This window comes from Flavobacterium sp. CG_23.5 (assembly GCF_017875765.1).
GTDB lineage: Bacteria > Bacteroidota > Bacteroidia > Flavobacteriales > Flavobacteriaceae > Flavobacterium.
Genome location: NZ_JAGGNA010000001.1, coordinates 93947 through 119717 on the forward strand (window position 1 = coordinate 93947; position 25771 = coordinate 119717).

At 34.0% G+C, this 25771-nt stretch carries 17 protein-coding genes; 11 read left to right on the forward strand and 6 right to left on the reverse strand.

Annotated elements, in window-relative coordinates:
- Positions 1 to 83 precede the first annotated feature (83 nt).
- The 3 genes from H4V97_RS00360 to H4V97_RS00370 all read right to left on the reverse strand — a co-directional run bounded on the left by H4V97_RS00360 (position 84) and on the right by H4V97_RS00370 (position 4701).
- Positions 84 to 1694 carry a glycoside hydrolase family 3 protein gene (locus H4V97_RS00360; protein WP_209548624.1) on the reverse strand — a complete coding sequence of 537 codons (1611 nt, stop codon included), beginning with the start codon at positions 1692 to 1694 and terminating at the stop codon, positions 84 to 86.
- Between the two features lie 166 nt (positions 1695 to 1860).
- Entirely contained in the window at positions 1861 to 3135 is a 1275-nt protein-coding gene (locus H4V97_RS00365) for an MFS transporter (protein WP_209548625.1), read from the reverse strand.
- Positions 3136 to 3168: 33 nt separating this feature from the next.
- A complete protein-coding gene (locus H4V97_RS00370; RefSeq protein ID WP_209548626.1) occupies positions 3169 to 4701 on the reverse strand; it encodes a glycoside hydrolase family 10 protein in 1533 nt (510 codons plus the stop codon).
- 267 nt (positions 4702 to 4968) lie between these two features.
- Between H4V97_RS00370 and H4V97_RS00375 the strand changes: the two genes are divergently transcribed.
- Both H4V97_RS00375 and H4V97_RS00380 read left to right on the forward strand, forming a co-directional pair.
- The gene (locus H4V97_RS00375) at positions 4969 to 7884 is read left to right on the forward strand and encodes an FAD-binding and (Fe-S)-binding domain-containing protein (protein WP_209548627.1); all 2916 of its coding nucleotides are present in this window, start codon (positions 4969 to 4971) and stop codon (positions 7882 to 7884) included.
- Positions 7885 to 8148: 264 nt separating this feature from the next.
- Entirely contained in the window at positions 8149 to 10080 is a 1932-nt protein-coding gene (locus H4V97_RS00380; RefSeq protein ID WP_196849262.1) for an amino acid permease, read from the forward strand.
- A 116-nt stretch (positions 10081 to 10196) separates the two neighbouring features.
- Here the strand turns inward: H4V97_RS00380 and H4V97_RS00385 are convergent, their stop codons facing one another.
- Positions 10197 to 12353 carry a prolyl oligopeptidase family serine peptidase gene (locus H4V97_RS00385; RefSeq protein WP_196851611.1) on the reverse strand — a complete coding sequence of 719 codons (2157 nt, stop codon included), beginning with the start codon at positions 12351 to 12353 and terminating at the stop codon, positions 10197 to 10199.
- 437 nt (positions 12354 to 12790) lie between these two features.
- Positions 12791 to 14017 carry an aminotransferase class I/II-fold pyridoxal phosphate-dependent enzyme gene (locus tag H4V97_RS00390; protein ID WP_196851612.1) on the reverse strand — a complete coding sequence of 409 codons (1227 nt, stop codon included), beginning with the start codon at positions 14015 to 14017 and terminating at the stop codon, positions 12791 to 12793.
- 279 nt (positions 14018 to 14296) lie between these two features.
- On the opposite strand from H4V97_RS00390, the gene H4V97_RS00395 reads away from it, so the two are divergent.
- The 4 genes from H4V97_RS00395 to lpdA all read left to right on the forward strand — a co-directional run bounded on the left by H4V97_RS00395 (position 14297) and on the right by lpdA (position 16869).
- A complete protein-coding gene (locus H4V97_RS00395) occupies positions 14297 to 14755 on the forward strand; it encodes an Lrp/AsnC family transcriptional regulator (RefSeq protein ID WP_196851613.1) in 459 nt (152 codons plus the stop codon).
- Between the two features lie 56 nt (positions 14756 to 14811).
- Complete coding sequence (locus tag H4V97_RS00400) at positions 14812 to 15057, forward strand: hypothetical protein (RefSeq protein ID WP_196851614.1); 246 nt, start codon at positions 14812 to 14814, stop codon at positions 15055 to 15057.
- Positions 15047 to 15337, forward strand: a complete 291-nt coding sequence (locus H4V97_RS00405; RefSeq protein WP_209548628.1) for a type II toxin-antitoxin system RelE/ParE family toxin — start codon at positions 15047 to 15049, stop codon at positions 15335 to 15337. Before H4V97_RS00400 ends, H4V97_RS00405 begins: the two co-directional genes overlap by 11 nt.
- Positions 15338 to 15465: 128 nt before the next feature.
- The gene (gene lpdA, locus H4V97_RS00410) at positions 15466 to 16869 is read left to right on the forward strand and encodes a dihydrolipoyl dehydrogenase (protein WP_196851598.1); all 1404 of its coding nucleotides are present in this window, start codon (positions 15466 to 15468) and stop codon (positions 16867 to 16869) included.
- 81 nt (positions 16870 to 16950) lie between these two features.
- On the opposite strand, the gene H4V97_RS00415 is transcribed toward lpdA, so the two are convergent.
- Positions 16951 to 17328: a DoxX family membrane protein gene (locus H4V97_RS00415; RefSeq protein WP_196851599.1), complete on the reverse strand. Its 378-nt coding sequence runs from the start codon at positions 17326 to 17328 to the stop codon at positions 16951 to 16953.
- 325 nt (positions 17329 to 17653) lie between these two features.
- Between H4V97_RS00415 and H4V97_RS00420 the strand changes: the two genes are divergently transcribed.
- The 5 genes from H4V97_RS00420 (at position 17654) to H4V97_RS00440 (ending at position 25555) form a co-directional block, all read left to right on the forward strand.
- Complete coding sequence (locus tag H4V97_RS00420; protein ID WP_196851600.1) at positions 17654 to 18940, forward strand: anthranilate synthase component I family protein; 1287 nt, start codon at positions 17654 to 17656, stop codon at positions 18938 to 18940.
- Positions 18941 to 19043: 103 nt separating this feature from the next.
- On the forward strand, positions 19044 to 20198 hold the full coding sequence (locus tag H4V97_RS00425) for an ATP-binding protein (protein WP_196851601.1): 1155 nt from the start codon (positions 19044 to 19046) through the stop codon (positions 20196 to 20198).
- Between the two features lie 13 nt (positions 20199 to 20211).
- Positions 20212 to 21519: a tRNA lysidine(34) synthetase TilS gene (gene tilS / locus H4V97_RS00430; protein WP_209548629.1), complete on the forward strand. Its 1308-nt coding sequence runs from the start codon at positions 20212 to 20214 to the stop codon at positions 21517 to 21519.
- A complete protein-coding gene (locus H4V97_RS00435) occupies positions 21519 to 23546 on the forward strand; it encodes a protein-disulfide reductase DsbD family protein (RefSeq protein WP_196851603.1) in 2028 nt (675 codons plus the stop codon). Before tilS ends, H4V97_RS00435 begins: the two co-directional genes overlap by 1 nt.
- 161 nt (positions 23547 to 23707) lie before the next feature.
- Positions 23708 to 25555, forward strand: a complete 1848-nt coding sequence (locus H4V97_RS00440) for a CocE/NonD family hydrolase (RefSeq protein ID WP_209548630.1) — start codon at positions 23708 to 23710, stop codon at positions 25553 to 25555.
- The last annotated feature ends 216 nt before the right edge of the window (positions 25556 to 25771 follow it).

The window sequence follows — 25771 nt, forward strand, 5'->3', positions numbered from 1 at the left end:
TTTGTTCTAATAACATTTGATTATAATTATTTATTTTTAAATAGTTATTTCTTATCAAATGGAATTAAGTGTTTGATTTTTAGTTAAATGGTGCTGATTATCACGGGTAAGGTTCCTTTACATTCTGCGTTTTCCAGTAATTGAATGGCAGCTGCTTCTTGAAATTCTGTAAAATCCTGATACATTTGAACGATTCCTAGTGTCGATTCTAAATTTGGGATAACTTGCAAGGCATATGGATTTCCAAAAACATATAAAAGACACTTTTTGGACCCAAACAAGTTACCTAAAAATTGAAGCACACTGTCCTCAATTTCAAAATTATTTAAAGGTTTTGCTTTTGGAACAAACAAAGAAATAATAACAGTGTCATATCTTGTTAAGCTTTTTTCCAATTCCTTTATTGCTGCATCACCACCATTTTCATAAGAGAATTCTGCCGAGGGCAATAGGGTGTCAAGTGCTTTAAAAAATGTATTATCAGTGTTTTTATAAAGACTTAATTTAGCAAGATCACCTCTGTTTTTTGCGTCAAAAACGGTAACAGCGTTGTGATTGTCTTTTATTTTTGTAATACAATTTTCTGCAATTTTTAGATTTAAATCCGAAGTAGTTTCAAAATCAAATTCACCTTCTGATATGGTTGTCAAAGTCGCTTTTGCGTCAAGAATCCCTGCTTTTTGTTTGCATTTCCATAAACGGTTAAAGCTTTCTTCGATGCGTTCTGGCGAGGCATTTTTAAGGATTTCCTGTATTCCTTCGGGAACATTTTCGGCAAAACATAATACATCATTTCCTGCATTAAAAGCTTCCCATTCTAATTGTCCTTTTTTGTCATATAAACTCGAAACAGAACGCATATTCAGTGCATCAGAAATTACTAAACCATCATAACCTAATTGCTTTCGCAAAAGCGTTTCTATAATGGGTTTTGATAATGTTGCCGACGTGTTTTTGCCTTCATTTAGAGCCGGAACAGCCAAATGACCAATCATAATAGAATCGACATTATTATCGATTCCTTTTATAAACGGATATAATTCATTTTCAAGTAATTGTTCTAAATTTTCTTCTAAAATAGGTAAGCCCAAATGCGAATCTACATTGGTATTTCCATGTCCTGGAAAATGTTTTAGGCAGCCTAATACTCCTGCGTCAGACAATCCTCTTAAATATTCGAGGGCAAATCTTGCCACTTTCTTTTTATTTTGACCAAAAGAACGATAGCCAATTACAGGATTATTTGGATTGTTGTTAATGTCAGCCAAAGGAGCTAAATTATAATGGATTCCAACAGATTTAAGGTCTAAACCAATTTGTTTTCCCACTTTGTAAACTAAGTGTTTTTCACTGTAAGGCAAAGCGCCAAGGGTAATGGCATAAGGATATTGAGGTGTTTTTTCAACTCGCATCGCTAAACCCCATTCCGCATCAATACTCATCAACAATGGAGTGGAAGCGCATTTTTGGTATCGGATGATGAGTTCCTTCAAACGTTGACAACTATCGTCGTTTAAAATTACTTGTTTCTTATTTTCATAGTTTGTGGCAGCACTTGCTCTACTGTGAAAGAAAGTAAGTCCGCCTATATTGTAATCACGTATTAGTCGTTCGGTTTCCTGAATGTTTTCTTCGGTGTCGTTTATGAAAACGGCGGGGAAGAAAAATTGTCCTATTTTTTGTTCTAATGTCATTTTTAGATGAATATGATACTAAATTTAAACATATAAGTTATGTAAGCCAAAATATATAGAATAAATAATTACATAAAAAAGGTTGTGATAAACAGTTATTCTAAGAGAGTTTTACTTACTTAGATAAACTTATATGACTTAAATGTTTAAAAAAAAGCTAGTTTATTTATTCTTGTTCTAATTTCTTCCCAAAATCCTTAGGAAAAATCAAAAATCGAGACAAAATCAAACCTGGAATTGTGGCGCAAAATACCCAAATAAAGAAATTAGCATAACCCAAGTATTCTTGAATAAATCCACTTAACATTCCCGGGAGCATCATTCCTAAAGCCATAAAACCAGTTGCGATAGAGTAATGTGCTGTTTTTGATTCTCCATCTGCAACATAAATTAAAAACATCATAAAAGCAGCAAAACCAAAACCATAACCAAATTGTTCCGCAATTACAGCAATGTATATGTATATTTCCGATTGAGGATGAAAATACGATAATAAAATGAATCCGATTATGGGTAAATGCATCATTAAAATCATGGGTAACATCCACTTTCCTAATCCGTGTTTTGAGATGGCAATTCCACCTAAAATCCCACCAATTACCAAGGCTGTAACGCCAAAAGTGCCGTAAATAATACCAACATCTTCTGTTGTTAATCCTAGACCTCCAACTTCTTTACCATCTATTAAAAACGGAGTTAACATTTTTAATAATTGTGATTCTCCCAGTCTAAATACTAAAATAAAAGTCAAAACTAATCCAATTTGCTTCTTCTGGAAAAAAGTAACAAAAACATGTCCGAAACTAACTTTTGGTTGTACTTCAGATTCTTTCTGCGAGATAATTGTTTCGTTTTTTGGAGTAGAAAAGTAATTGTAAATGGTAATCAGAGCCATAATCGCAGCAACAATAATCATTGTGTAGGACCAAGCTTTTTGTTTATCGCCATATTCTTGTTCAAGATAACCCGCAATAATCACGATTAATCCATTTCCCGTCAGCATCGAAAGGCGATAAAACGTACTTCTGATTCCTAAGAAAAAGGACTGTTGTTCTTTTTCTAAAGCCAGCATATAAAATCCGTCACTTGCAACATCATTCGACGCAGATGCAAATGCAGCTACCCAAAAAACAGCCAAACTCATTACAAAAAAACTGCTTAATGGAATCGTTAAACCAACTATTAAAAAAGCAATGGAAATGAGCAATTGCATGCTTAAAAACCATTTCCTTTTAGTGGCGTAAATATCAATAAATGGGCTCCATAAAGGTTTGATAACCCATGGTAAATACAATAAACTAGTATAAATTCCTATATCCTCATTATTAATTCCAAGGCTTTTGTACATAATAACCGAAACCGAAAGAATAATTGCATAAGGCAATCCAGAAGCAAAATTTAATAAAGGAATCCACAACCAAGGTTTATTGTCTATTTTCATATTTTTAAATAACGAATTATAATCTATTCAGTTTTACAGCGAAAAATTCACTAAAGTTGCAGCGCTTTCATTGCCATAAAAATCGATGAACGTAATAGCACAATTGTTATTTTTATCCAATTTTAATGTCGGAATTTTTATATCAAGGGCATTATTTTTATCTTTAAATGCAATTTTTTCAATGATTTGACTTGGATCATTCACATTAATTTTTGTGTCATTTTTTGCACCATATACCATAACATAACGCACCTTACTGTTTAAGGGATATCGTACAGTGAAACTGGAGGAAATTGGGTTTTTTACAATGGTGTTTATCATCGGGACATCCATCACTTTTCGAACAGAATTAGGAACAACATTAGGAAGCGCAGGATATTTATATTGATTGTCTTTTAATAGTTGCGCTACATTTAGATTTTTATTCAAAAATGATTTTGCACTAAAAAACGCATTTCCCTGCACATTTTTATAGGTTCGGGTGATATTTATCTGATCTGGAATTTCATTTGGATTACTCCATTTTTTATCCGAATCGGCATTTATTTTATAAGTTCCATTTCCTATATAAAGAGCGGTGTTAGTTGAGTTCTCTGACCACCAACGCAGCAGTTTTGAGTATGATGCACGAGGATGATCCATACTCCAGTATAATTGTGGAACAAGGTAATCAATCCAGTTGTTTGCCATCCAGGCTATCGGATCTGCATACAAATCATCATAATTTGTTTGACCAGCTTGTGTATCCGAACCTTTGGGATCTACTGATTTATTTCTCCAAACACCAAATGGGCTGATGCCAAATTGTACCCAAGGTTTTAGTTTTTTTATGGAAACCGAAATGTTTTTCACCAAATTATTTACATTGGATCGTCTCCAGTCATCTACATTTAGACCGCAACCATATTTTTTAAAACTAACTGAGTCATTAAATACTTGCCCTTTTTCTTTGTACGGATAAAAATAATCATCAAAATGTATGGCATCAATATCATAATTTTTAACCACTTCGTCAACAACGGCGATTAAATGATCTTGAACGTCAGGCAGTGCTGGATTGTAATAATATTTGCCGCCATATTTAATCATCCATTCCGGATGCTGGTAAAAATCATGTTTTGGACTTAGAATATCTGTTTTCAAATCCATCGTGGCGCGATACGGATTTAACCAAGCATGAAATTCAAAACCTCTGGCATGAGTTTCGGCAATCATCCATGCTAATGGATCGTAGTATGGTTTTGGAGCGTCTCCTTCTTTCCCAGTTAAATAGCGGGACCAAGGAGCAAATTGGGAAGGATAAAAAGCATCCCCAACACTTCGAATCTGTACAATTACAACATTATAATTTAATTTTTTATAAGTATCTAAAATTTCAATGAAATCAGTTTTTTGTTTTTCGATATTGTCAGTACGACTGATAGGCCAGTCAATATTGGCAACCGTCGCGATCCAAACGGCTCTAACTTCATTCTTAGGATTTGTGGCCAATATTTGTGCATTTACATTCGAAAACGAAAGTAAAAGAAACGAAATAAGTAATCCTATATGCTTGTAATTCTTCATTATTGTGGTGTTTATAAAGTATTCAAAAGTAGTTTTTTTAGTGAAATTAGTCCGTTAAAATCCAGATAAAATTTGACTTAATTTAACTGCTACAATTTCTTTGCCAGTTTTTTCATCTGTTGGTTCCAATTAAATTTTTGTAAAACAGTAAACTATATTCGAAATTTGAATTTTTCTTATTTGATTTTTTAAATTATAATCTGTTATATATTTATATTTGTCAAATAATACTGTAGTAACAGTTTTTTATAAAATAATATATCCGCCATGTTGACCTCTCTGCAATTACAACATTTATCAAAATCATTAGAAGGAACACTTTTATACGACGAACTTCACAAAACACTTTATGCAACGGATGCTTCTGCCTATAGAATTAAGCCGGTTGCTGTAGCTTTTCCAAAATCAGAAGAGGACATTATAAAATTAATGCATTTTGCAGAAAAAAACAACACTTCACTTACTCCCAGAACAGCAGGAACTTCGTTAGCAGGGCAAACTGCGGGTAGCGGAATTATTGTAGATGTCTCCAAACATTTTACGAAGATTGTTTCTTTTGACGCAGAAAAAAAAACAATAACCGTTCAGCCTGGAGTTATTCGTGATGAATTAAATTTGTATTTGAAGCCTTTTGGTTTGTTTTTTGGTCCTAACACCTCTACTTCAAATAGATGTATGATAGGAGGGATGGTAGGGAATAATTCGTCTGGAACCACGTCTATTCGTTATGGAGTTACCCGAGATAAAATAGTGGAAATTAAAGCCCTTTTGAGTGATGGGTCGAAAGTGGTATTTAAAGAACTTTCTTCGGCAGAATTTATTGAAAAGACAAAAGGCGATTCACTCGAAAGTAAAATTTATAAAACAATTTATGAGGAACTTTCGAATCAAGAAACTCAAAAGGAAATAGTAAAAGAGTTTCCAAAACCTGAAATTCACCGAAGAAATACGGGATATGCGGTTGATTTACTATTGAAATCTGAATTATTTTCCGGTTCTGAAAAAACAATCAATCTCGGGAAATTACTTTGTGGTAGCGAAGGAACTTTAGCTTTTACTACCGAAATCACTTTGAAAGTGGATGATTTACCTCCTACTCAAAATATTATGGTTGCTGCTCATTTTCATAGCATTCAAGAGAGTTTGGAAGCGGTTGTGGTGGCGATGAAGCACCATTTATATACTTGCGAAATGCTGGACGATACCATTTTAGATTGTACTAAAACCAACAGAGAACAATTTAAAAACAGGTTCTTTTTGCAAGGAGAACCAAAAGCCATCATGATGTTTGAAGTTGCTTCTGATAGTATGGAAGAAACCGAAAAACAAGCTGATGCTTTGATTGAAGACCTTCAGAAGAATCATTTTGGTTACGCTTTACCCAAAATTTACGGGACAGATATCGATAAAGTTGTCGAGTTAAGAAAAGCTGGATTGGGACTTTTGGGAAGTATTGTCGGAGATAATAAAGCCGCTGATTCCATTGAAGATACTGCTGTTGAATTGAGTGATTTGCCAAATTATATTGCTGAATTTGCCGCAATGATGAAAAAATACGGTCAGGACGCGATTTATTACGCTCATGCCGGAGCCGGTGAATTGCATTTACGTCCCATTTTAAATTTAAAGAAAAAAGAAGATTTAATACTTTTTAGAACCATTGCAACGGAGGTCGCGCATTTAGTAAAAAAATACAGAGGTTCGCTAAGTGGGGAACATGGAGACGGAATAGTGCGTGGTGAATTTCTTCCTTTTATGATTGGTGATAAGAACTATGAATTATTAAAACGAATAAAAAAAGCTTTTGATCCAAACACCATTTTAAACGTTGGGAAAATTGTAAATGCTTTCAAAATGGACGAAAACCTGCGGGTGGAAGCCGGAAGAGAGGAACCAAATATCCAAACTATTCAGGATTTTTCGGATAGTATGGGGATTTTGAGAGCTGCAGAGAAATGCAACGGTTCGGGGGATTGTAGAAAATTACCTTCGGCTGGTGGGACTTTATGTCCAAGTTATCGTGCCACCCGAAATGAAAAAGACACGACTCGTGCCAGAGCAAATGCACTTCGAGAATATCTGACTCATTCAGAAAAAGATAATAAATTCAATCATAAGGAATTATACGATGTTTTTGAATTGTGCGTGAGTTGTAAAGCCTGTGCAAGTGAATGTCCCAGCAATGTTGATGTCGCTGCGTTGAAATCGGAGTTTTTGTACCAATATCAAAAAGCAAATGGATTTTCTATTCGAAATAAAATATTTGCCAATAATGCAAAGCTGAATAAATTAGGAAGTGTATTGCCGAGTTTTACAAATTTTGTGTTGAACCAAGGATTTGTTAAAAAGAGCATGGGAATTGCTTCCAAAAGAGAAGTTCCATTATTGGCTCCTGCAACTTTTAGAAAATGGGTGGAAAAGAATAAAATTAGATTGCAAAATGATTCCTATACAAATGGGAAAGTGTATTTGTTTTGTGATGAGTTTACTAATTATTACGATGTGTCTGTAGGTATTGATGCATACGAGTTACTGACATCATTGGGTTACCAAGTTATGGTAATTGATCACGAGGAAAGTGGAAGAGCTTATATTTCCAAAGGTTTTCTTGAGGAAGCAAAAGTTATTGCCAATAAAAATGTAACGATTTTTGGGGATATTGTTTCTGAAAACTGTCCGTTGATAGGAATAGAACCATCTGCTATATTGACTTTTAGAGACGAATACATCCGATTGGCAGATGACAAAAAGAAAGCAGAAAAACTGGCAAAAAATGTATTCACCATTGAAGAATTTTTCAAAAATGAAATTGCAAATAATAAAATTCATTCCGAACAATTTTCTGATGTAGAGAAAAAGATAAAAATTCACGGACACTGTCATCAGAAATCATTGAGTTCTATTGAAGCGACTTTTGCCATGTTGAATTTGCCAAAAAATAGTTCGGTTACCATTTATAATTCGGGTTGTTGTGGTATGGCAGGGTCTTTTGGATACGAAAAAGAGCATTATGACATCAGTATGCAAATGGGAGAGGATACTTTGTTTCCAAAAATTAGAGCCACGGAAACTAATGTTGCGATTGCAGCAGCAGGAACCAGTTGTCGTCATCAAATTTTTGATGGAACAAATAGAAAAGCTTTACATCCGGTTACTATTTTGAAAAGTTGTTTAAAATCGTAAATTGTTTCAAAAAGGTATGAATTTAAATGGTCCTCAGTTAAATATAATTTTTTTTATAAATGATTATAAAGTGCAATCTGACTTATTAAACATACGTATAAAGTCAATTTTCTTTTTTATTAAAATAATAAAAAAATAGCACTTAAGAGACTCCATTAATTCAATTTGTTTTATACTTTTGAAATTTCAAGGTAAATTGCATTATTTGCAAAATAAAAGATTAAAAATTACAGTATATTAATATTTAATGATAAAATTTAGAATATGGCATTATCAGGGTTATTTAGAAAAAAGACAGTACAAGACATTTTAAAACAAGTTGAGAAAAATAATGCAGACGGTCATAATGCCTTAGGAAAACATTTAACCGCTCGAGATTTAACCGCTTTTGGTATTGCGGCAATTGTAGGAGCAGGTATTTTTAGTACTATTGGTAAAGCCAGTTTTGATGGAGGTCCAGCTGTAATATTTCTTTTCTTGTTTACTGCTATCGCTTGTAGTTTTGCTGCTTTTGCTTATGCTGAATTTGCTTCAATGGTTCCCGTTTCCGGAAGTGCTTATACGTATTCTTATGTCGCTTTTGGCGAAATAATCGCTTGGATTATTGGCTGGGCTCTTATTATGGAATATGCGGTTGGAAACATAACCGTTGCCATTTCTTGGAGTGATTATTTTACGGGACTACTGGAAAGTGGAGGAATTAAATTGCCTCAATATGTTCAAATGGATTATTTGTCGGCATCAAATGGTTTTAAAGATGCAACCGCTTTGATGCAAGGTGGAAAATCATTTGGAAACTTATCTTTAGGTTTACAAGAAGCTTATACCGCTTGGACAACTTCCCCAGTTATAGGATCATTTCATCTTGTTGCCGATCTTCCTGCATTATTAATCATTATTTTGATTACTGCTTTGGTATATCGTGGGATGAAAGAGTCCCGAAATGCCAGTAATATAATGGTTGTGGTAAAATTATGCATAGTGTTACTTGTTATTGCTGTCGGTATTTTTTATGTTGACACCAATAATTGGCATCCTTTTACACCAAATGGAGTAGGTGGTGTGCTGAAAGGAGTTTCGGCGGTGTTTTTTGCTTACATCGGTTTTGATGCTATTTCTACTACTGCCGAAGAGTGTAAAGATCCTCAACGCGATTTGCCTAGAGGGATGATGTGGGCTATCATTATTTGTACTATTTTATATATTGCAATAGCTTTAGTACTGACTGGTATGGTAAGTTATAGAGAGTTGAATGTGGGTGATCCATTAGCTTTTGTATTTGATAAATTAGATTTAAAATGGATGTCGGGAATTATTGCGGTAAGTGCAGTAGTTGCTATGGCGAGCGTTTTATTGGTTTTCCAAATGGGGCAACCACGTATTTGGATGAGTATGAGCCGCGACGGATTATTGCCTAAAAAGTTTTCTACAGTGCACCCAAAATTTAAAACACCTTCTTTTGCTACAATAGTTACTGGTTTTGTAGTGGCAGTTCCTGCTTTATTTTTGAACTTAACAATGGTAACGGATTTGTGTAGTATTGGAACTTTATTTGCGTTTGTCTTAGTTTGTGCTGGCGTTTTAGCATTACAAAATAGAACGGATATTCCTCGTGGAAAATTCAAAACTCCTTACGCAAATTCAAAATATATTTTCCCTGTTTTAATTGCGATTGGATTGGTTTATGCATTCGGTTTCAGTAAGAAAGCGACAATGGATTTTGTTACCAATGAAACCCAGATAAATAATTCGGCTGATATTGTAACCTCATTAAATAAAGAAGAAACTCAAAAAGTATATGAATATTTAGTAGGTGTAGATGCTAAAAACATCACTACTGAAACACCGGATTTAGAGCAATTGTTAGGTCAATACCAACAAGATGACGCGAAATATGCCGCAGTGATAGCTGGTTTACCTATTGCAGATTCCGTTAAATATGAAAGTGGTTTTAGTTTATTCAAACATAAAATACCAATGTGGATTTTTCTTATCGTTATGGTAGGATTAGTAGTTTGGTCATGGAAAGAAAACCTATCATTAATTCCGTTATTAGGTTTAATATGCTGTTTGTATATGATGGCTGAGCTTAGTGTTTGGAACTGGATTTATTTCACAATTTGGCTACTTATAGGCTTAACAATATATTTTGGCTTTAGCCGAAATAACAGCAAATTGAATATGAAAGAGATTTAATTTTAAAATTTAAAGCCTAAAAAAAGCGTTTTGATAAATAGTCAAAACGCTTTTTTTTGTTCTAAATGGGATTATAACTTTCCTATAAAAATATTTTTTTATTTTACTTAAGTAAATTATTTCTTCAACTGAAAATCGGGATGACCGCATTGCCATAGCGCAAAAGCATATTGATCAGCAAAATTTGCAAAAGTAACCTCTTTGTCTTCGGTGAAATGACCGTTGTCGTAGTTTACTTTCATCAATACTGGTTTGCCGGAAGTAGAAGCATTTTGAACAGCAGCTGCAAATTTTCCAGGTTGCCATGCGACCACTCGAGGGTCGTTCCAACCAGCAATACAAATTACAGCAGGATATTTTACCCCCGTTTTAACATGTTGCATTCCGTCCATCTCACATAGAGCTTTACATTCAGTTTCATCTTTTACGGTGCCAAATTCTGGGATATTGACTGGTCCATTTGAAGAAAATTCAGCCCGCATGGCATTGGCGACACCAACATTGCAAATAGCAGCGGCAAACAAATCTGGTCTTTCTGTAATTGCTCTCGTAATTAATATTCCGCCAGCACTCGTGCCTGTTCCTGCCAATTTACTTGGTGAAGTATAACCCTGTGCAACAAGGTATTCTCCACAACTGATAAAATCTTTCCAAGTGTTGGGTTTTGTCGTTTTGTAAGCTGCTTTGTACCAATCTTGTCCTTTTTCACTACCGCCGCGTACATGCGGAATAGCGATGACAACTCCTTTTACTGCAAGTGAATTTAATCTAATGTTAAAATAGGGCGACATACTGATACCGTATGCTCCATATGCATCTATTAAGCAAACATTCGAACCATCTTTTTTTAATCCTTTTTTATAAATAATAGAGAGCGGTATCATTACGCCATCGTGTCCTTTAACCTCCACTTCTTCCACAACTAAATTCTTGTAGGAGTCTGGATAGACTGCTGGTTTGTTAAACGGGCTCGCTGAAAAAGTATCCGTATTGGCATCAAATAAAAATTCGGTGAATGGTTTGTTCCAAGAAGTTATGGCTATAAAAAAATCATTGCTTTTGGTGTCCATGCAAGAAATATTTACTAAACCAGTAAAGGGTAATTTTACTTCTGTACTCGAAAAATATTTAGTGTTGTATTTGTACACATGATTATTAATACCGTCACTGTAAGTAAGTAATAAAAAGTCTTTACTGCGGGTAAACGATTCCAGTGTTTGTGTTCCTTTTTCTGGTCCAATTATTTTAGCGGTAGTCCAATTTGGTTTTTTTAAATCTGTGGTGATAAGTTTGTAATTCTTGGCACCATTGTAGGTGATTGCATATATATTATCACCATTCATATCAACGCTTCGAACTAATTTATCATCTATAGTACTAAGAGGTTTCCATTGGATATTTCCAGATTGCAATTGAGCAATAGGTGCATAATAAAATTTCATTTCTCTTTGTACTGTTCCTTCTCCTGCAAAAATATAATCTTTAGAATCTTCAACAAAAAAAGCATAAGGATAAGCTTTGGATTCAATTTTTAAAGCGGGATAGCTTTCATTACTAAAAAAATCAATGTCGGTTTTAACGTCCGTGCTCAATTTGTGTAATTTGGTTTTTGGGTTCAAACGGCTGGTGGGATCAGTGTTGTCAGCAGATTTAATCCACATATAAGTGAAGGCAGTATTATCAAAAGTCCAACTGCCAGGCCCAGCGGTAGCCGTTATAATATCAGGTAAAAACTGTTTGTTGTCCACATTCATAACTTGGATTGTAGAAACTTCGGCGCCACTTTCTGAATAGGCAATCACCAATTTTTTACCATCATAACTGGGGATGATTTGCTGAACGGACAATGTTTTTCCTGGAATAAAAGTCAAGGGATCAAAGAGCAATTGTTCGGCTCCTTGCATACCTTCGCGGTAATATACTTTGCTAACTTTTTCTCCAGGCATTCTTTTTTGATAAAAAATTCTACCATTCTCTTTGATTGGAGCATAATAAACTGCAGGCTGGAGTTTGTCTAATTTTTTCCATTCGGCAATAAGCTCATCTCTTCCTGAGATTTTACTCAAAGTAGTGTTGGTAAGGTCAGCTTGCTCTTTAAACCACGAAATGACATTTGGGTCTTTAAGGTCTTCTAACCAGCGATAGGGATCATTGTAAGTTACCCCAAAATAGGTATCAGTAACGGTTGCCATTTTAGTTTTAGGATAATTCCATTGCGCAAATAATGTTGAACCAAGTAGTAATAAGACGGACGAACTAATAATTTTTTTCATAATAGTATTAATTTGAGTGTTAAAAATAAAATGCTATATTTTTTACCGGTCACTTCTTAATACTTTGGGAAGTTATAGGCTAGTGATAATCATAGAATTAATACAAAATCAACTTTCGTATCAATTGTTAAGGTTTGGGGTATGTTGAAAAGGGGGAGTTTGACTATTAATAGGTAAATCAAATATAGTAAATTTTAATAAAAAATCATCTAATTTAATAGGTAAAGTATTGATAAACAGTGTTTTTTTTGTTTTAAAAATAAAACACTAGTGGAGAAAATAACAAGAAATTTGCACTTTAGTTTAGGTTTTAATATTTTTTACCACCAATTAAATGGCGTAAACTTTCCCGTGTATGGCAGTTAAATTTTGATCAAAAAAAATCCGTTCGAAAGTTTAATTTCGAACGGATTTCAGTAAATAAAAACTAAAAATAATTATGCAGTCTGAGTAGCTTTAGATCTTAAAATCCCCAAATCCATCATGCAGGCGCGCATCATTTGATACGTTCTTTCGATATCGTTGTCCAAACCTATAGAAAACCGGATTAAACCATCCGTCAATCCCATCTCTATTTGTTCTTCCATAGGAATTTCGCTTGATGTAGAAGTTCCAGGAGCACTAAACAACGTTTTATAAAACCCTAAACTAACAGCAAGATAGCCTAGATTTTTTGCCTGCATCAATTCCATTAATTCATTGGCTTTCTCCAAAGTTCCCACGTCCAAAGTCATCATTCCTCCAAAACCATATTCCGGATTAATCATCGTTTTATAAATTTCGTGACTTGGATGACTTTCTAAACCGGGATAAACTGTTTTTAGACCGTCTTTTTCAAAACGCTTAGCCAAATACATCGCATTATGACTGTGTTGTTTCATGCGGATGTGTAGTGTGCGCAAGTTTTTCATCACACTCGCTGAACGCAAACTATCCATTGTAGGTCCAAGTAACATGCTGGCACCACTATTCACATTTTTCAAACTATCAATGAATTCTTGTGAGGCACAAGTTACTCCACCCACAGTATCACTGCTTCCGTTGATGTATTTTGTCAAACTGTGAATCACAATATCAGCCCCTAATCTTGCAGGAGAAACGGATAATGGCGAAAAAGTATTGTCAACAACAAGCGTTAAATTATGTCTTTTTGCAATTTTGGACAAGCCTTCAATATCAGCTACTTCCAGTAAAGGATTGCTGACAGTTTCACAGTATAAAACTTTAGTGTCCCGAGTAATGGCAGTTTCAACAACGTCAAGTTTTGTAATATCTACAAATGTAGTTTTGATGCCTAATCTTGGAGTAAAATTCTTCAAGAAAGCGTACGTTCCACCATAAATTGTTCTGCTTGAAACAATGTGATCACCGGTTCCACATAATTGTAGAAGAGTAGGAGTGATTGCTCCCATTCCTGAAGCCGAAACATTCGCCGTTTCCGTACCTTCCATCGCCGCCAAGGCTCTGTCCAAATATAAATTACTTGGTGAAGAATGACGCGAGTACAAATAGCAACCTTCCATATTGCCTTCAAAAGTATCGAACATGGTTTTTGCCGATAAAAAAGTATAGGTTGATGAATCAGAAATCGAGGGATTTACACCACCAAATTCGCCAAAGTACTGTAAATCCTGAATGTTGTCTGCGGGATTGAAATTTTTCATAGTTGTTTTTTATTGTTATTCGAAGCTGTTCCTGCTATTCGCTATATCTTTTATTTTTTAAAGAAAAAAGTAAAAGGATGCCGCTACTATCAGGGCTAGGGGATTTCGGTCTTTATAAAATCTATTTCAAAATAAAACCATTGTAGATTAATTATCAATAGTATTGTTTAATATTGGATTTTAAAACTATAAAATAGGATTAATGTTATTTAATTTTCTAAATTAGCTACTTAAATAGGATTTATATAGATTTTATTTCAATTCAAATATTTAATAAAAATGACATTAGACGCCATCGATAAAAAACTGCTTTTTTTATTACAATCGGATAGTAAAAAAACAACTAAAGAACTTTCCTTAAAACTCAATCTCTCCGTTACTGCGGTTTATGAACGAATCAAAAAACTCGAAAGAGAAGGAATTATCGATAAATATGTAGTGTTAGTCAATCGTTCGAAAATCGAAAAAGGTTTTGTGGTTTTTTGCCATCTCAAATTAATACAGCATACCAAAGAGTTTCTTACCAAATTCGAAAGTGAAGTAGTAAAACTTAAAGAGGTCCTTGAATGCCATCATGTAAGTGGTGACTACGATTATATTCTGAAAATAGTGGTAAAAGATATGGAAGCCTATCGGGAATTTTTGGTTACCAAACTGACTACTTTGCAGCATATTGGAAGCACGCACAGTACCTTTATGATTAGCGAAGTAAAAAATACGACGATTGTTGATATATAGGTATCGTTTGTTTTATAGCCATAAAATAATTAAATTTGAAATAAATCAGTTGTCCCATGAATACTAAAGAAATTAGACAGAAGCTTATTGAGAATTTTGGAAAACTTATTCAAGACGATACAAAATTAGCGGTTCTTGAAGGGGTTTTTGATGCTATAAAAAATGAAGAAATAATTTCATTGATTCCAGAAAATCACTATCAAAAAGTGGAAGAAGCTAGATTCGAATATCATTCTGGAATTAGTTCTGGAATTTCATGGGAAGAATTAGAAAAGCGATTGAATACTAAATATGGCTTTTAAAATTGTTTTTTCAAGATTAGCGGAAAATGAAATGGAAGTAGCCATTGATTTTTATGAAAGTAGAAGAAAAGGATTAGGTAAGTATTTTTTTGGTTACATAAAAGGATATTTAAAAATAATAGAAGCGAACCCTAAATTATTTGCGATAAAAAAAGAGCCTTGCTTTAGAGAAATAGCGCTTAAAAAATTCCCTTTTGTAATCATCTATGAAGTATTTAAGAATGAAATTATTGTCTACTCTATTTTTCATACTTCTAGAAATCCTTCCAAAAAACCTTAAATCTTATTTTCACTAAAGTTTATAACTGCATTTTCGTAACAAAAAACCTTCTGAATTAAACTTTAAACAAAACTTAATTCCTTAATTTTGTGCAACATTTTATAAAAACACAATAAAAAAAATATACTATGAGTTCATTTGACGTAGTCATTATAGGTTCTGGACCAGGCGGATATGTAGCAGCAATTCGTTGTGCACAATTGGGTTTCAAAACAGCAATTATCGAAAAATATTCCGCTCTTGGTGGAACTTGCTTGAATGTAGGCTGTATTCCTTCAAAAGCATTACTTGCTTCTTCACATCATTACAGCGACATCGCTCATTTTGCAGATCATGGAATTGAAGTTTCGGGTGAAGTAAAAGTGAATCTGGAAAAAATGATTGCACGTAAACAAGCCGTTGTTGACCAAACAGTAGGTGGTGTAAAATTTTTGATGGATAAAAATAAGATTACCGTTCTCGAAGGATTGGGTTCTTTTGTTGATGCTACACATGTTGCTGTTGCAAAAGCAGACGGATCTTCTGAAACTATCGAAGCTAAAAATATCATTATCGCCACAGGTTCTAAACCATCTTCTTTGCCATTTATCAAAATCGATAAAGAAAGAATCATCACTTCTACCGAAGCGCTGAAACTTCCTGAAGTGCCAAAACATTTGGTCATTATTGGTGGTGGAGTTATTGGAATTGAACTTGGACAAGTGTATTTACGTTTAGGAGCTCAGGTTTCTGTAGTTGAATACATGGACAGAATAATTCCAGGAATGGATGCATCGTTGTCTAAAGAATTGACTAAAGTATTGAAAAAACAAGGCATGAAATTCTACGTTTCACATAAAGTGAAATCAGTAGAAAGAAATGGCGATATTGTTGCTGTTCAAGCCGAAAATGCAAAAGGCGAAACAATTACTCTTGAAGGGAATTATGCATTAGTTTCTGTAGGTCGTCGTCCTTACACGGATGGATTAAACGCTGATAAAGCAGGAGTGAAAATAACTGATAGAGGAATGGTTGAGGTAAACGATCATTTACAAACTAATATTCCTAATATCTATGCAATTGGTGATGTAGTTCGTGGAGCGATGCTTGCTCACAAAGCAGAAGAAGAAGGAACAATGGTTGCCGAAATATTAGCAGGTCAAAAACCACATATCGATTATAACTTGATTCCTGGTGTTGTTTATACTTGGCCAGAAGTTGCTGCAGTGGGACAAACAGAAGAACAATTGAAGGCAGCTGGAATCGAATACAAATCTGGAAGTTTTCCTTTCAAAGCACTAGGTCGTGCAAGAGCAGGAGGAGATTTAGACGGGTTTGTAAAAATTCTTGCGGATGCAAAAACGGATGAAGTTTTAGGTGTTCACATGATTGGTGCTCGTTGTGCCGATTTAATCGCCGAAGCAGTAACTGCAATGGAATTCAAAGCATCTGCCGAAGATATTTCTAGAATGTCTCATGCACATCCTACATTTGCGGAAGCAATAAAAGAAGCTGCATTAGCCGCTACTGATAATAGAGCGTTGCATGTGTAAATAGAAAACACAATTTTTTTTTATAATAATAAACCCGTCTCGTTTTAATACGTGACGGGTTTTTGTATTTATAAAGCCAAATTATTTAGCCACAAATAAACTTTTATAATTTCCCCAGTGGGTAAAGATTAAAAATATGTTTCCAAAAAACACAAATAATGCAATAGGTAAGTTCTGCGGTGTTAGGAAAAAATTGATCAATAATATATTTAAAGTAACCGGTAAAATTATAAGATTAGCCAGGGTTACATATCGACCGGTAATAAATGAAACTCCACAGAGAAATTCGAGAGATTTTGCTAAAGGCAACAAATAGGTTGACGCCATTAAACCGACATTGAATGCTTTGAAGTTTCCGGTTGTTTCAGCCTCTGGTGTTAGATGTAAAAAAAAACTAATTGAGGTATAAAGAAAAAGGATTCCAAGTAATGATCGAACAACTATGATTGCAATTTTCATGATATATGGTTTTAAATTGGTTACACATTTAAAATATATTATTGAGATTTGGCACTTTCATTCTTTAAAAAATTCCCGTTTGCATATAACTGAATGTGGATTTAAATTTAATCCCAGTTTAGTGTAAAATTAAATAATTTTGTAGGCCTTAAATCGTTAAATTCAAATAGAATTAGACCGCTCAGACAATACTGATTCAAAAGGTTAAGAAATTAAAAATCAATCTACTATAACAAATTTACAAAAAAATCAGTTAATTTTTACAGTAATCTCTTATTGAAGGAAATATTTTATTGTAATTTTGAATTTTAAAGAAAAATAATTTTTGAGAACTTCTATTCACAAGCAAATTTCGGATCCAAAGGCGTTCAAACAGCAACTTTTATTTTGGGGACAACAATTCCGTGAAGTCATTTTTATGGATAGCAATTCTTATCCGCAACAGTATTCCAGTTATGATTGTATTCTTGCCGTAGATGCTTTCACCGCTATAAAAACAGATTATCACAACGCTTTCGAAGATTTAAATCAATATCAGCAAATTACTAAAGATTGGCTTTTTGGCTATTTGTCGTATGATTTAAAAAACGATGTGGAACATTTGAAATCTAATAATCTTGATGGTTTGGATTTTCCCGATTTATTTTTTTTTCAACCTAAAAAAATATTTTTATTGAAGGGAAATCAACTCGAAATTCAATATCTCAAAATGTGTGATGAAGAAGTGGAAGAAGACTTTGAGGAAATGGTCGAGAGTCAAAAGTCGAAAGTTGAAATTGAAGAGAAAATAACAATCCGGCAACGAATTTCAAGAGAAAATTATCTTGAAAAAGCGGCAAAAATATTGGAACACATTCATCAAGGCGACATTTATGAAGCTAATTTTTGTATGGAGTTTTTTGCCGAAAATGCAACTATCAATCCATTAGAAAAATTTGTAAAACTCAACGAAATTTCTCAGCCTCCGTTTGCCATTTATTTTAAGAACAACAAGCATTTTTTACTATCAGCTTCACCGGAACGGTATTTAAGGAAAGAGGGAGATGTATTAATTTCGCAACCTATTAAAGGGACGACCAAGAGATTTTTGGATGCAATTGAAGATGAAAAATCAAGAAATAAATTGGCTTTAGACCCAAAAGAACGTGCCGAAAATATCATGATTACTGATTTAGTTCGGAATGATTTGTCCCGAACGGCTCAAAAAGGTTCTGTTGAAGTCACTGAATTATGTGTCATCTATTCTTTTATGCAAGTGCACCAAATGATTTCTACGATTACTTCAAAATTAGATAGTCAATACTCCGCTGTTGACGCTATAAGAACTACTTTTCCTATGGGAAGTATGACTGGAGCACCAAAAATTTCGGCACTGAAAATTATTGAAGAACTAGAAGAAACAAAACGCGGTTTGTATAGTGGAGCCGTAGGTTATTTTACACCAAATTGCGACTTTGATTTCAACGTGGTGATCCGAAGTATTTTGTACAATGAGGAAAATAAATACGTTTCGTTTTCAGTAGGAAGTGCCATAACTTCACAATCTATTCCGGAAAAGGAATATGAGGAATGTTTGCTCAAGGCAAAAGCGATGTTTGCTGTTTTACAGTGATCTTAAATTTTATGTAATTTCAAAATTGAAGTCGTGTAATTTCAAAATTAAAGTATTGTATATTCGAAATTAATTAATATATTTGCCTTATAAACAATACGTTATGACTGTCGATAGAGCGATTGTAAAACAAATGCTTTTTTTCAAGGATAAGTATCCAATACTTGCCTTAACTGGTCCAAGACAATCCGGAAAAACAACGCTGTTAAAAGAAGTTTTTCCCGACTATACTTATTTGAGTTTAGAGAATCCCGATTTGAGAGCATTCGCAGAAAATGATCCCAATGGTTTCTTCGAAAAATATTCGAAATATTGCATTTTTGATGAAGTACAAAGAGTTCCTCAACTGTTTTCTTATTTACAGAACATTGTAGATGATAGTAAAATAATGGGGCAATTTATTTTATCAGGCTCACAGAATTTTCATTTGATCAACAATATCGCACAAAGTTTAGCCGGAAGAGTGGCACTTTTTAAATTATTACCTTTCGATTTTAATGAAATGAAATCGGCTAATTTGCTTTCAAATGATTACATAAAAGCCATGATCAAAGGATTTTATCCCGCTATTTATGACAGGGATATCCCAGCAGGTTCTTTTTATAGCAATTATATTCAAACCTATGTAGAGCGTGATATTACCGAACTTATAAATATTAGGGATATTAGGACTTTCAGGACTTTTTTGAGTTTATGCGCATCCCGTGCGGGTCAATTATTGAACTTAAATTCATTGGCTAATGATTGCGGTATTACCCAACCTACTGCCAAAGCTTGGATTTCGGTTTTAGAAAGCAGTTACATCCTGTTTTTACTGCAACCTCATCATAAAAATTATGACAAACGGGTAATCAAAAGTCCAAAACTCTATTTTTATGACACAGGATTGCTTTGTCATTTATTGAAGATAAAAGATGAAAATCAAGTTAAATTCAATTCATACATAGGACATCTGTTTGAAAACATGATAGTTTCTGAATATGTGAAGCAAAATTATCATCAGAATTTAATGAAGGAATTTTGGTTTTGGCGCGATTCAGCCGGTCATGAAGTCGATTTGATTTCGCAGGACGATGATTTGCTGGATGTAATCGAAATTAAGGCTACGGCAACAGTGTCTCAGGATTTATTTAAGGGATTGCTTTATTTTGAGAATCTCGCCAAGGATAATGTGAGGGGCAAAACGTTGGTTTACGCAGGATTGGATAATCAAAAACGTACCATTGCCAATGTTATTTCTTGGTATGATTTAAAATAACTAAATTTGAAAAATGCTACACAAATTACAAAATGATCTCACCCATAATTTCCAGTTTTTAAAGGGGAAAAAGTTGCTTTTGGCCACAAGCGGAGGATTAGACAGTATGGTAATGGCTAATTTGTTTCATAAGTTAAATTATGAAATAGCGATTGCGCATTGCAATTTTCAGCTTCGAGGAATGGAAAGTTTTGAAGATCAGAATTTTGTTCAGGAATATGCAAATGCGAACACGATTCCTCTTTTTGTAACACAATTTGATACTAAAGCTTTTGCTGAAGATTATAAATTATCGACGCAAGTTGCCGCTCGGGAGTTGCGATACAATTGGTTTTATGAGCTTTTGGAAAATGAAAAGTACGATTATATTCTGACGGCACATCACGCCGATGATAATCTGGAAACCTTTCTGATAAATCTTACTCGAGGAACCGGATTAGAGGGTTTGACTGGAATACCGGAGAAAAATGAAAACATAATTAGACCACTTTTACTTTTTTCGAGGGAAGAAATTGAAAATTATGCAAAAGAAAACAATATACATTGGAGAGAAGACAGCTCTAATGCTTCGGATAAATATTTGAGGAATAAAATCCGTCATCATTTAGTTCCAATGTTAAAAGAACTAAATTCCAATTTTCTAACTGCCTTTCAAAAAACGCAAACCTATTTGCAGGAAGCACAAGATATGGTTGAAGATGCTTCAATAATAGTTTATCAGCAAGTGGCAAAGCAAGAAGGTGACGATATTCATTTTGATTTGAATCAACTGAAGAAATTACCGAATTATAGATCGTATTTGTACCAATGGCTCAATGAATTTGGATTTTCGGCATGGGACGATATTTATGATTTGGTCGAAAGTCAATCAGGTAAACAGGTTTTTTCTGCGGAATATCGATTGTTGAAAGATAGAGATTCTTTAATTCTAAGTCCAATAAATTTTGTACATGAAGAAGAGTTTGTAATTGAAGAAAATCAGCAAGAAGTTAAGATTCCCTTAAAACTTTCGTTTTGTAAAGTAGCCGACATTAGTTTAGTTTCAAATACAACTATATTTGTGGATGCGGAAAAATTACAATTTCCTATGGTTTTGCGCCATTGGAAGGAGGGAGATATTTTTCAGCCCTTTGGAATGGAAGGAAAATCCAAAAAAGTAAGCAAGCTTTTTAAAGACGAAAAATTGTCCTTAATTGAAAAAGAAAATACATGGCTTTTATGTTCCAATAATCAAATAGTCTGGGTTATTGGGATTCGTCAGGATGAACGTTTTAGAATAGAAAATAAAAAAGAAAACATACTTAAAATACAATTAGAATAATGAGGAATAAAATTATTTTTTTACTGCTTGTTTTTTTGGCTTTCGCCAAAGTAAATGCACAAATTCTGGATCCTGCAAAATGGACTACTAAAATCGAAAAAAAATCGGAGAATAATTACCTGCTTACTTTTAATGCCGTTATAGAAAAGGACTGGCATATGTATTCCCAGTTCACTCCTGACGGTGGACCACTGCCATTAGAGGTTATTTTTAAAAATCAAAAAGGGAATTTTACCTTAGTGGGCAAAGCTAAAGAAAGCAAAACTACCACCGCTTTTAATGATGTTTTTGGTGTTAATGAAACTTTTTTTCGCGATAAAGCTCAAATTCAGCAACAGGTTACAATCATAAATCCAAAGCTTACTACAATTGAAGTCGATTTGAATTATCAGGTCTGTAAAGAGGCGTGTATTAATTTGGAAAAAAAATTCACTTTTGCGATTCCTTCAGCGTTAAAAACCTCAGTTGATGCTTCTAAAAAAGAGGCTATAGCTGCAGGTACTGTAAAATCAGATTCAACGGTTGTAAAAACCGAAGTAGAAAAAGCGACTGTTATTCCTACTAAAGTTAATATGCCTGATTCAAATCCTGTAACTAAAAGAGGGCTATGGTCCATATTTTTTATCGCTTTTTTCTCTGGATTTGCCGCTTTGCTTACGCCTTGTGTCTTCCCGATGATTCCAATGACGGTAAGTTTCTTTACCAAGCAAAGTAAATCAAGAGCCAAAGGGATTAAAAATGCACTTATTTACGGGGTTTCCATTATATTTATCTACGTCGTCTTAGGATTTTTAGTGACTTGGATTTTTGGTGCCGGAGCTTTGAACGCATTATCAACGAATGTTTGGTTTAATATCATTTTCTTCGTTTTATTAATTGTTTTTGCATTTTCATTTCTTGGTGCATTCGAAATTATGCTGCCTCAATCGTGGGCTAATAAAGTAGACAGTCAAGCCGACAGAGGCGGAATAGTTGGAATTTTATTTATGGCATTGGCACTGGCCATTGTGTCGTTCTCTTGTACGGGACCTATTGTAGGAACATTATTAGTGGAAGCCGCTTCCAAGGGAGGTATCGCTCCAATTATAGGAATGTTCGGTTTTTCATTAGCATTAGCCTTACCATTTATGTTGTTTGCCATGTTTCCGGGTTGGTTGCATTCTTTACCAAAATCAGGTGGATGGCTGAATACTGTAAAGGTAGTATTAGGTTTTCTGGAGTTGGCTTTGGCTTTTAAATTTTTGTCGAATGCTGATTTGGTTTTGCAAATGCATTTATTAGAACGGGAAGTTTTCTTGGCTATTTGGATTGCTATTTTTGGAACGTTAGCCTTCTACTTATTCGGAAAAATTACTTTACCGCACGACAGTCCTTTACCTCATATTTCTGTGGGAAGATTATCCTTTGGATTAGTTGTTTTAATCTTTACCATATATTTAATTCCCGGACTTTGGGGAGCACCATTAAAATTAATTAATGCTTTTCCGCCGCCAATGGAATATAGCGAAAGTCCAATGGGTTTTGGAGGTTCCGGAGTAACGGAATCATCAGTTGTTTTGCCGGATGGGGCAAAAAGCGGACCACACGGTTTGGTTGTTTTTGATGATTATGAGAAAGGTTTGGCCTACGCCAAAACAGTAAATAAACCCATAATGCTTGATTTTACGGGTTATGCCTGCGTGAATTGCAGAAAAATGGAAAATAATGTCTGGTCAGTACCTAGTGTTTTATCCTTGTTAAAAAATCAAGTCGTACTAATTTCTTTATACGTGGATGATAAACGAGAGTTGCCTAAAAACGAACAATTTGTTTCGAAAACAACAGGTTCTGATATCGAAACGACAGGGGATAAGTGGACGGATTTTATGATTTCAAAATATAAAACCAATACCCAGCCTTTATATGTTCTAACTGATTTGGAAGGAAATAGTTTAAATATTTCAAAACCAACAATCAGTTATGTAGCAGCCGCTGAATATGAAATGTGGCTAAAAACTGGAATCGAAAGTTTTAATAAGACAAAGTAATACTGGATTCTAAAATTGGATTGCTACCGCGGTTAGTTTTAAAATTGTTTACTTGTTACGTTTAAAACGTAAATTTTTAGATTCGAAAAAACAAAACCATTAATCTCAATTTAATCATTGAGATTTTTTTACCTTTCAAAACATTTTATCTAATCAAACTCATGAAAAAATTACTTGTTATTTCACTTTTATTTATTGGAGCACTAGTCTTTGCACAAGACAATAAAGTGAATTTTGTTGCTGAAAATTACACTAAAAAAGAGGTTCACATTAAAATGCGTGATGGAGTAGAGCTCTTTACTGCTATTTATTCTCCAAAGGATGTCTCCAAAAAATATCCGATTATCATGCAAAGAACACCTTATAATTGCGCTCCTTATGGGGAAAGCGAATTTAAAAAAAGCATCTCGCCAAGTGAGACAATGATGAAAGAGGGTTATATTGTGGTATATCAAGATGTTCGTGGTCGTTTTATGAGCGATGGATTATACGACAATATGCGTGCATATATACCCAATAAAAAAAGTAAAAAAGACACCGATGAGGCATCAGATACCTACGATACTATTGATTGGTTAGTTAAAAATATTGCTAATAACAATGGGAATGTGGGTACTTGGGGTATTTCTTATCCTGGATTCTATGCTACCTATTCTTTATTGAGTAATCATCCTGCATTGAAAGCCGTTTCTCCACAGGCCTGTATCAGTGATTTCTTTTTTGATGATTTTCATCATAATGGAGCGTACTTATTAAGTTATTGGAAGGCAACTCCATTGTTTGGACCACAAAAGTCAAAACGAACTACTGAAGCATGGTACAAATTTCCGGATTTAGGTACAAAAGATGATTATCAGTTTTTTTTAGACGCTGGTTCTTTATCTAATTTAGATAAATATTATGGAAAGGAAGACGAATTTTGGCAACAGCTAAAAGAGCATGTTAACTATGATGATTTTTGGAAAAAAAGAGGCATTTTACAGCATTTGAAAACGATTAAACCAGCAGTAATGATTGTTGGAGGTTGGTTCGATGCCGAAGATTTGTATGGTCCATTAAACACCTACAGTACGATTGAAAAAAGCAGCAAAAATTACAATACTATCGTGATGGGTCCTTGGAGTCACGGGGATTGGGCAAGAAATTCAGCCGAACAGGTTATTGGTAATATTAAATTTGGAGATAGTATTTCTGGATTTTTTCAGAAAAATATTGAAGCCAACTTTTTTCGTCACTTTTTGAAAAATAATGGAAAAGGGGAAAATAAACTACCCGAAGCCTATGTTTTTGATACTGGTAACAAAGAGTGGAAAACATACGAGACTTGGCCACCCAAAAATACGGAGAAGCAAGATTTCTTTTTGCAGGAAAATAAATTGAGAAAAATGGGAGCTAAGAATATATCATTTCAAGAATTTATAAGTGATCCTAAAAAACCGGTTCCATCATTTGAAGATATTAATCAAAAAGGAATCACGCCAAGGAAATATATGACGGACGATCAGCGATTTGCTTCAAGACGCCCAGATGTAGTAGTTTTTGAAACCGAAATTCTAAATGACAATACTACTTTGGCAGGAGATATTTTAGCCAAACTGCAAGTTTCCACTTCAGGAACTGACGCCGATTGGATTGTTAAAGTAATTGATGTTTTTCCAAAAGACGAACCGGAAACCAAGGAAATTGCTCCATACCTGAAAATGAGTAATTATCACATGATGGTTAGAAGCGAAGTGATGCGTGGCCGTTTTAGAAATAGTTTTTCAATTCCGGAACCTTTCGTTGCCAATGAAAAAACGGCTGTTAACATCAAATTGCAAGATGTTTTCCATACTTTTAAAAAAGGACACAAAATCCAAATTCAAATTCAGAGCACTTGGTTTCCATTAATAGATTTGAATCCACAAACTTTTGTAAATAATATTTTTTATGCAAAACCAGAAGATTTCCAAAAACAGACACATAGGGTTTATAATGACTCTGAAATTGAGTTTACTGTTTTGAAATAAGAAAATCAGCTTTTTAAATTGATTTTAAATTTTTTAATTTCAAAAATAATATAAGTTTTAATTATAAAACGAAGAATCCCATTCGCCAAGGTGAATGGGATTTTTTTGCTCAATATTTATTGATTGCTGCTTAGATTATTCAATCGAATCCTAGGTATATCTACAACCTTTGAACGATTAATTAACGCAATGAAGATACGGATAGGAATTATATTT

What these genes read in the sequence shown, in the direction of transcription:
- H4V97_RS00360 (WP_209548624.1), bottom strand. Translation starts at nt 1,694, where the DNA reads ATGACATTAGAACAAAAAATAGGACAATTTTTCTTCCCCGCCGTTTTC.
- H4V97_RS00365 (WP_209548625.1), bottom strand. Translation starts at nt 3,135, where the DNA reads ATGAAAATAGACAATAAACCTTGGTTGTGGATTCCTTTATTAAATTTT.
- H4V97_RS00370 (WP_209548626.1), bottom strand. Translation starts at nt 4,701, where the DNA reads ATGAAGAATTACAAGCATATAGGATTACTTATTTCGTTTCTTTTACTT.
- H4V97_RS00375 (WP_209548627.1), top strand. Translation starts at nt 4,969, where the DNA reads ATGTTGACCTCTCTGCAATTACAACATTTATCAAAATCATTAGAAGGA.
- H4V97_RS00380 (WP_196849262.1), top strand. Translation starts at nt 8,149, where the DNA reads ATGGCATTATCAGGGTTATTTAGAAAAAAGACAGTACAAGACATTTTA.
- H4V97_RS00385 (WP_196851611.1), bottom strand. Translation starts at nt 12,353, where the DNA reads ATGAAAAAAATTATTAGTTCGTCCGTCTTATTACTACTTGGTTCAACA.
- H4V97_RS00390 (WP_196851612.1), bottom strand. Translation starts at nt 14,017, where the DNA reads ATGAAAAATTTCAATCCCGCAGACAACATTCAGGATTTACAGTACTTT.
- H4V97_RS00395 (WP_196851613.1), top strand. Translation starts at nt 14,297, where the DNA reads ATGACATTAGACGCCATCGATAAAAAACTGCTTTTTTTATTACAATCG.
- H4V97_RS00400 (WP_196851614.1), top strand. Translation starts at nt 14,812, where the DNA reads ATGAATACTAAAGAAATTAGACAGAAGCTTATTGAGAATTTTGGAAAA.
- H4V97_RS00405 (WP_209548628.1), top strand. Translation starts at nt 15,047, where the DNA reads ATGGCTTTTAAAATTGTTTTTTCAAGATTAGCGGAAAATGAAATGGAA.
- lpdA (WP_196851598.1), top strand. Translation starts at nt 15,466, where the DNA reads ATGAGTTCATTTGACGTAGTCATTATAGGTTCTGGACCAGGCGGATAT.
- H4V97_RS00415 (WP_196851599.1), bottom strand. Translation starts at nt 17,328, where the DNA reads ATGAAAATTGCAATCATAGTTGTTCGATCATTACTTGGAATCCTTTTT.
- H4V97_RS00425 (WP_196851601.1), top strand. Translation starts at nt 19,044, where the DNA reads ATGACTGTCGATAGAGCGATTGTAAAACAAATGCTTTTTTTCAAGGAT.
- tilS (WP_209548629.1), top strand. Translation starts at nt 20,212, where the DNA reads ATGCTACACAAATTACAAAATGATCTCACCCATAATTTCCAGTTTTTA.
- H4V97_RS00435 (WP_196851603.1), top strand. Translation starts at nt 21,519, where the DNA reads ATGAGGAATAAAATTATTTTTTTACTGCTTGTTTTTTTGGCTTTCGCC.
- H4V97_RS00440 (WP_209548630.1), top strand. Translation starts at nt 23,708, where the DNA reads ATGAAAAAATTACTTGTTATTTCACTTTTATTTATTGGAGCACTAGTC.